Annotated in this window: 6 protein-coding genes; 5 read left to right on the top strand and 1 reads right to left on the bottom strand. The window is 36.0% G+C overall.

Features of this window, described 5'->3' with window-relative positions:
- Positions 1-223 precede the first annotated feature (223 nt).
- The 3 genes from IGQ45_02830 to IGQ45_02820 all read left to right on the top strand — a co-directional run bounded on the left by IGQ45_02830 (position 224) and on the right by IGQ45_02820 (position 3,163).
- On the top strand, positions 224-904 hold the full coding sequence (locus IGQ45_02830) for a hypothetical protein (protein ID MBF2056162.1): 681 nt from the start codon (positions 224-226) through the stop codon (positions 902-904).
- A 140-nt stretch (positions 905-1,044) separates the two neighbouring features.
- Positions 1,045-2,475, top strand: coding sequence for a deoxyribodipyrimidine photo-lyase (locus tag IGQ45_02825; GenBank protein ID MBF2056161.1), 1,431 nt, complete (start codon positions 1,045-1,047; stop codon positions 2,473-2,475).
- 94 nt (positions 2,476-2,569) lie between these two features.
- Positions 2,570-3,163 (top strand): HAD family hydrolase, encoded by a 594-nt coding sequence (locus tag IGQ45_02820; GenBank protein ID MBF2056160.1) that lies wholly within the window; start codon positions 2,570-2,572, stop codon positions 3,161-3,163.
- A gap of 347 nt (positions 3,164-3,510) precedes the next feature.
- On the opposite strand, the gene IGQ45_02815 is transcribed toward IGQ45_02820, so the two are convergent.
- Positions 3,511-4,431, bottom strand: coding sequence for a 30S ribosomal protein S1 (locus tag IGQ45_02815; protein ID MBF2056159.1), 921 nt, complete (start codon positions 4,429-4,431; stop codon positions 3,511-3,513).
- Between the two features lie 466 nt (positions 4,432-4,897).
- Here IGQ45_02815 and IGQ45_02810 point away from each other — a divergent pair, with 466 nt between their 5' ends.
- Complete coding sequence (locus IGQ45_02810; GenBank protein ID MBF2056158.1) at positions 4,898-6,499, top strand: methionine--tRNA ligase; 1,602 nt, start codon at positions 4,898-4,900, stop codon at positions 6,497-6,499.
- A gap of 195 nt (positions 6,500-6,694) precedes the next feature.
- Positions 6,695-7,303 carry an NYN domain-containing protein gene (locus IGQ45_02805; protein MBF2056157.1) on the top strand — a complete coding sequence of 203 codons (609 nt, stop codon included), beginning with the start codon at positions 6,695-6,697 and terminating at the stop codon, positions 7,301-7,303.
- Positions 7,304-7,541: the final 238 nt, after the last annotated feature.

Raw genomic sequence — 7,541 nt, 5'->3', positions numbered from 1 at the left:
TAATCAAATTTTGATTAGTCTAGTTAAGTGTCTGTGAGGTAAGAATCCCCCATCACAATCTTTGATTTGATGGGGGAGTGTCAATAAATAGCACTAAATCCAGCGCCCTCCAAGCTTTCTTAGCCTTCGTAAGATGAAAAAGACATACAGAATAAGGTAAAAGACAAAAAAATAGTTTTATGTCAAAATATCAACAGAATAAAGAATTATATCGCTACGGCAGATGAATAGTGAGCAACTCCCCCCCGAAGATGGTTTCAATGTGGAAGAAAAAAGATTAATTGGTGAGTTATTAATTGAAGCAGGGATTATTTCTCATGCTCAGTTAGAAATTGCTTTAGCAGATCAAACACAATTTCATAAACTAAAGTTAGGGGAAATTTTAGCTCTAAGGGGGTGGGTAAAACCAGAAACTGTTGATTTTTTAATTAATTTTGAATATCACCCAGACCAACAATTTATAAATTATGGGATGCCTGTTGGTTACTTTTTAGAAAAGGCTGGTTTATTAGATAAAGAACAAATTGAAAAAGTATTAACAGAACAAAATAAAAAAGGTAAAAAATTTTGTGAAACTGCAGTGGAAGTAGGTTTTATTAAGGATAAAACAGCTACTTTTTTCTTGCAAAAAATAATCAATTCTCCTGCAAAAACTACCTTTAGCACTGAAGTTACTCAGGTCACTGAAGAAAATGAAATAATTCTCGAAAATGATGAAAATTTAGATGATTCAGACCCTCCTACTGCTATTATTGATCTGCAAAATCAGCCCACCGATGTGCTTGATTGTTATGAAGAAATTATTATTACGCCCCAAGATATTATCACGGTATCAGGGGAAAGAGCTTTAAATTTTTTTTATGGTGAAATTGCCTATAGTCCTATCAATATCGATTATTATTAATTCCTCTAAATTTCCTATTGAAGTATTGTTAGTAGATGTTCTATCTTTGGACAAGTCTATGATACAAGAGCCAGATATTAAATTATAAGTATTTATCAAAATTTGTTATAATTTTTTATACTTAAACAACAGTCTTAGTTTTGATAAAAATGATTATTTTTTGGCATCGCAAAGATTTAAGAATAACTGATAATATAGGGCTTAATTATGCAAGACAAAAAACAGATAAAGTTATCGGTTTATTTTGTTTAGACCCTGCCATTTTAACAAGTGATGATATTTCTCCCTCTAGGGTTCTTTATCTTTTACAAAGTTTACAAGAATTGATCAGTAATTATGAAAAAATAGGGGGAACTTTTTTAATATTTCAGCAATTCCCAGCGCCCTTCATCCCAGTTTTAGCGGAAAAACTACAAGCAGAGGCAGTCTATTGGAATTTAGATGTAGAACCTTATAGTAAAAAGAGAGATGAAGAAATAGAACATTTATTGGCAAAAAAATCAATCAAAACTGAAACATTTTGGGATCAATTATTACATTCTCCGGGCGAAGTTTTCACCCAAGGAAATAAACCTTATACTGTTTATAGTCCTTTTTGGCGAAATTGGTCAGTTAAAGAAAAAACAGCGCCCGTCACCGCCCCCCAAACCTTACAAAAATTAACTGATGAAGAATTAAAAATAGCTGAAGAATTAGGGTCAATTTCTTTACCTAGTTTAGAAGAATTAGGCTTTAATTGGCAGGAAGAATTAATGTTAGATGGTGGAGAAAAATGCGCCCAAGAAAGACTAGATTATTTCGTTAATGAATTGTTAATTAACTATGACGAAAATCGCAATTATCCCGCCCTTGATGGTACATCTTTATTAAGCGCCCCAATTAAATTTGGTTGTATTTCCCCTCGTATTTTGTGGCGTTATACCGTGGAAAGTTTGGATAATTGTCGTAGTGATGAAGAAAAAGAAAATATCATCGCTTGGCAAAAAGAATTAGCATGGCGCGAATTTTATCAACATTGTTTATACTTCTTTCCTGAATTGGCGGAGGGCGCTTATCGACAACAGTTTAAGCATTTTCCTTGGCAAAATGACGAAGAAAAATTTAAGGCATGGTGTGAGGGAAAAACGGGTTATCCCATGGTGGATGCAAGTATGCGTCAACTCAACGCTACTGGCTGGATGCACAATCGATGTCGCATGATTGTAGCGAGTTTTCTTACCAAAGATTTAATTATCGATTGGCGCTGGGGGGAAAAATATTTTATGCAGAAACTCTACGATGGGGATTTATCAGCAAATAACGGCGGTTGGCAATGGAGTGCCTCGACAGGCATGGACCCGAAACCGTTAAGAATCTTTAATCCTGCTTCTCAGGCGCAAAAATACGATCCTGAAGCTGAGTATATCAGAAAGTGGCTTCCCGAAATTGCTTCCCTTGATACCAGCGCCCTCCTCACTGGCAAAATCACGCCCATGGAGGCGCATAGTTGCGGTTATGTCACTCCCATTGTGGATCATAAACAACAACAAGGACTATTTAAAGCGTTGTATAATCAGCAGAAAAACAATTGACAATTGATAATGGACAATTGATAATTGATAATGAATTATTCACCCACCTATTAATTCATAACTCATAATTCATAACTCATAATTCATAACAGAAGTGGCACAGAAAGCAGTATTTTTAGACCGAGATGGGGTGTTAAATGTCGAAGTAGGGTATATCCATAATGTCGATGACTTAAAATTAATTCCCCATGTGGCAGAAGCCGTCAGAAAACTAAAAGAAGGCGGTTTTTTTTGCTGTTTAGTATCTAATCAATCAGGTCCAGCGCGTAATTATTACCCCGATAGCCATATTGAAGCGCTCCATCAACGCCTAGAAACCTTATTATGGCAAGAAGGACAAGCCAAATTAGACGCTATCTATTATTGCCCTTATCTTAGCCCTAATGCTGGAGGTACTAACCCTGATTTTACCTGCTGGGGGACTTGGCGTAAACCCAATACAGGAATGTTAGTGGCGGCGGCTTGGCAATACGATTTAGACTTAAAAAATAGCTTCATGGTAGGAGATAAAGCCACTGATGTGGATTTAGCCCATAATGCTGGTTTAACGGGTATTCTCGTTACCACAGGCTACGGAGAAAAGGTTATGACGGGGAAATATCAACATCAAACACAACCCGATTATATTGCGCATAGTTTGAAGGGCGCTGTTGACTGGATTTTAAGCTCAAACATCGCCAAAAAATAACCTATTTTTACTGCATATCGGGCTTCTCGCCCGAATTTAATAAAAATCTAGTAATTTACCCACCGTGTAATGAATTACATGGCTAACATGATTTCGTTCAATAAATTGAACTAAGATTATTTTTAACCGATTTATAAGTGATTAAACGAACTTGATATTAAGCATAATAAAACCTAAAAAAAGTGTCAAAAGTATAGTTTTTTCTCTCACAATGCTGTATTTCCATCTCCTGAATCAGCCATCATTGATGAAAGCTAGAAATTTATAAAAATCTCTAGTTATGCTAAAGTCTTTGATTTATCAACCTTTTTACTATCCACTGCCCACTATCCACTTTTTCAGCAACCCTAATTGGATGATGATTGAGATTTTTTCTCCTTGAGATTATTTAACCTTTCTTCCGCAGTTGTCATCACTAATTCTTTTTTCTCCAAAAATTCACCCGGATAAGTCTCTAATATCTTTGTAGAAAGAGCGATACGATTTTTCATAGTATCAATTTCCATCACTACCACTTTGACTTCTTCCCCAATTTTAAAAATATTATTAATGGAATCAATATGACCACCACTAATTTGCTTAATATGTAATAATCCAGCTACACCGCCAAAATCTACAAACACTCCATAAGGCTGTAATTTGACAATTTTACCTTGCATAATTTCATTTTCTTGTAACTGAGTTAGCGCACTTGACTTAGCAATATCCCGTTGAGTTAAGACAATTTTATTTTGCGCACGATCTAATTGCAAGACATTAGCTGGTAAAGTTTGATCGATTAAATTATCAAAGTCTTCTTTTTCAATTAAATGAGACTTAGGAATAAAAGCGCGTAAACCGTCAATTTGCCCAATAACGCCCCCACGATTTACGCCTGTTACGAGCATATGTACTACTTTTTTTTCTTCTTGAATTTCTAAAAGATTATCCCAAGCCTGATCGATGTATAATTGACGGCGGGATAACTTAACTTGTCCTTCAGAATCTTGCTCTTTAATAATCAAAAATTCAAATTCTTCTTCTAGGGGTAATACTTCACTAACATCCGAAAAAGGTTGCCAAGCCGCCTCACTCAATGGCACAAACCCCGGGGATTTTCCGCCAATATCTACATATACCCCACTGGAATCATACTGAAAAACTTTTCCTTTGATAGTTTCCCCTTTATTGAAATGATAATCATACTTTTCTTGTTCTAGGGCTTGGGCGAAGTCATCCATAGAAAAGTTAGTGGTTTTTACGTCAGAGGGATTAGAATTAGCGGTCATAATTAAAATAAAATCGAAACAAATATATCTAATTATAATGGACAATGGATAATTCATAATTGATAATTAATTATCAAAAAAAACTGGGTATAAAACTCTTTCCTTGAAAACTAATTGCTCAATTGTAATTACTCGTGCTATCGTAATGGCTTTTAGTCTAAAGAATGCTGTTCTAAATGCTAAATCTAAAGTTCAACTACAAGCTAAAACCAACCGAAAAACAAATAGAGGTAATCGAGCATAACTTTTATTATTGTTCATGGCGTTATGTTACGGGCGATAACCCAGATAAGAAAGAGTCCATAGCATAGAGAAATAATCACCCTACCTTCACTATCGAGGAGATTCAAATCGATTATTTTCTGATGAAAGAGAAGATTTTACCGATGAATTGATTAAAGATATACTATGATAAGAAGTTTATCTATGACATTTTAAATTAAACGATCAATTAATTATTTTTATAATGAATAGTGTCCATAACTCTGAGCAGAAATTTGCCTTAACAACCCCCCTTTACTACGTTAACGGCTTACCTCACATTGGTAGCGCCTATACCACTATTGCCGCCGATACCAGCGCCCGTTACCAGCGTTTATGCGCCCAAGAAGTATTATTAATAACTGGTACAGATGAACACGGACAAAAAATCCAGCGCACGGCAGAAGAAAAAGGCATCGAACCACAACTACACTGTGATGAAATTTCAGCTACTTTTAAAACATTATGGCAAAAATTAGACATACAATATGATCGTTTTATTCGCACCACTAATCCCCGTCATAATCCCATTGTCGAAGAATTTTTCCATAGAGTGGAAAAACAAGGAGATATATATTTAGATCAACAAAAAGGCTGGTATTGTGTTGCCTGTGAAGAATTTAAAGAAGAAAGAGAATTATTAGAAAACGGTAACTGCGCCATCCACAGTAACCGCAAAGCAGAATGGCGCGACGAAGAAAACTACTTTTTTCGACTTTCCCGTTATCAAGAAAAACTAGAACAATTCTACCAAGAAAATCCCGACTTCATTCAACCAGAAAGCCGTCGCAACGAAGTCTTAAATTTCGTCAAACAAGGCTTACAAGATTTCTCCATCTCACGAGTCAACATGACTTGGGGGATTCCCATTCCCACCGATAACAATCACACCATTTATGTTTGGTTTGACGCTCTTTTAGGCTATATTACCGCCCTTTTAGAAGAAAATGACGAGCCTACCCTCGAAAACGCTCTCAAAAAATGGTATCCCTTTCAACTACATTTGATTGGTAAAGATATATTACGTTTTCATGCGGTTTATTGGCCCGCCATGTTAATGTCAGCGCACCTCCCCCTCCCCAAAAGAGTATTTGGTCATGGTTTCCTGACTAAAGATGGTCAAAAAATGGGCAAAAGTTTAGGTAATACTCTTGATCCTTTTGCCTTAGTACATAAATATGGAGCGGATGCCGTGCGCTATTATTTCCTCAAAGAAATTGAATTTGGCAAAGACGGCGACTTTAACGAAACCCGCTTCATCAACACCATTAACGCTGATTTAGCTAACGATTTGGGTAACTTATTAAACCGCAGTTTGGGAATGTTGAGCAAATACTGTCAAGATAGCTACCCCCACATCACAGGGGAAGCCATTGATGATGATAACCCCGTGAAAATTATCGGTCTTAATCTCAACCATAAAGTTAATAACGCTTATGAAAATAATCAGTTTCACTTGGTGTGTGAAGAAGTTTTCACCTTGATTCGTCGCTGTAATAAATATATCGATGAAAGCGCCCCTTGGACTTTATACAAACAAAAACAGCAAAATGAAGTGGAAAAAATTCTTTATACTGTGTTAGAATCCGTGCGCCTCAGCGCCCTTCTCCTCGCCCCCATCATTCCTAATATTAGTAATCAAATCTATGGACAATTAGGATTTAATTATGACTTTAATAATAAAAACTTAAGTATGGAACATCCCGAACTAAAAACGCACTTTTTATGGGGAAGATTAAGTTTAAATAAAGATTTGCAGAGGGGCGCTCCTATATTTGCTAGAATCGAAACAGATCATGTTGACTAATTAGTTTTATTTTAATCAACTGGTTAAAAATAGGCAATAATTAATATAAATCAAGATTTTTGCCTAAATTTAAAACACTTTTTTATAAAAAAAATATCAATTTATTAATCATAAAAACTACTTTTTTATCAATAAAAAATTTAATAAAACCATTTTATAAACTAATTATTTGTAATAACAAAAAAGGATAAAAAAATGTGGGACAACTTCGACAGCGATCCCGTTTTTCCGCCTGAACAGGTGTTGGAAAATCGGGGACGTGTAGCCATTTTTATTGATGGTTCAAACTTATTTTATGCTGCCTTACAATTAGGGGTAGAAATCGATTATACAAAACTATTATATCGTTTAACCGCCGGAGCAAAATTACTCAGAGCCTTTTTTTACACAGGAGTCGATCGCACTAACGAAAAACAACAGGGCTTTTTATTATGGATGAGGCGCAATGGCTATCGAGTTATTGCTAAAGACTTAGTACAACTTCCAGACGGCTCAAAAAAAGCTAATCTTGATGTGGAAATTGCCGTAGATTTAATGGCTTTAGTTGGCTCTTATGATACTGCGGTTTTGGTGAGCGGTGACGGTGATTTAGCCTACGCTGTGGATGCAGTTAGTTACAGGGGCGCTAGAATTGAAGTAGTTAGTTTACGATCTATGACCAGTGACAGTCTAATTAATGTAGCTGATCGTTATATCGATTTAGATCAAATCCGGGAAGACATTCAGAAAAATCGTAAATCTCATCTCACTTATGATACATTTTCGCCCTATCATCTCACAGAAAATCGGGATAATTTGCCTTAATATCTGACGTTACCCACTGATTCAAATGTTAAGTTAAGAGGGGTTTCAGGTGGCAGGTAGCAGGTTTCAGGTGTAAAACCATCAAACATTGATTCGTCAGTCAACGGATTTACTTTGACATTTCGACTACGCTCAGGCTAAAGACGTTCTTAGGCAATTGACACTCCCACCACTAAACCCTACGGGTTATAGTGGGGGATTCTTGGTTCACCGACTCGCCGTTAGACGACAGCCCATA

The sequence above is a fragment of the Cyanobacterium sp. T60_A2020_053 genome, assembly GCA_015272165.1.
Taxonomy (GTDB): Bacteria; Cyanobacteriota; Cyanobacteriia; order Cyanobacteriales; family Cyanobacteriaceae; genus Cyanobacterium.
The sequence above is the reverse complement of the archived record's forward strand: the minus strand, read 5'-3'. Positions and strand labels throughout refer to the sequence as shown.

Coding starts and splice junctions, on each gene's coding strand:
- IGQ45_02810 (MBF2056158.1), top strand. CDS start 4,898: ATGAATAGTGTCCATAACTCTGAGCAGAAATTTGCCTTAACAACCCCC.
- IGQ45_02805 (MBF2056157.1), top strand. CDS start 6,695: ATGTGGGACAACTTCGACAGCGATCCCGTTTTTCCGCCTGAACAGGTG.
- IGQ45_02830 (MBF2056162.1), top strand. CDS start 224: ATGAATAGTGAGCAACTCCCCCCCGAAGATGGTTTCAATGTGGAAGAA.
- IGQ45_02815 (MBF2056159.1), bottom strand. CDS start 4,431: ATGACCGCTAATTCTAATCCCTCTGACGTAAAAACCACTAACTTTTCT.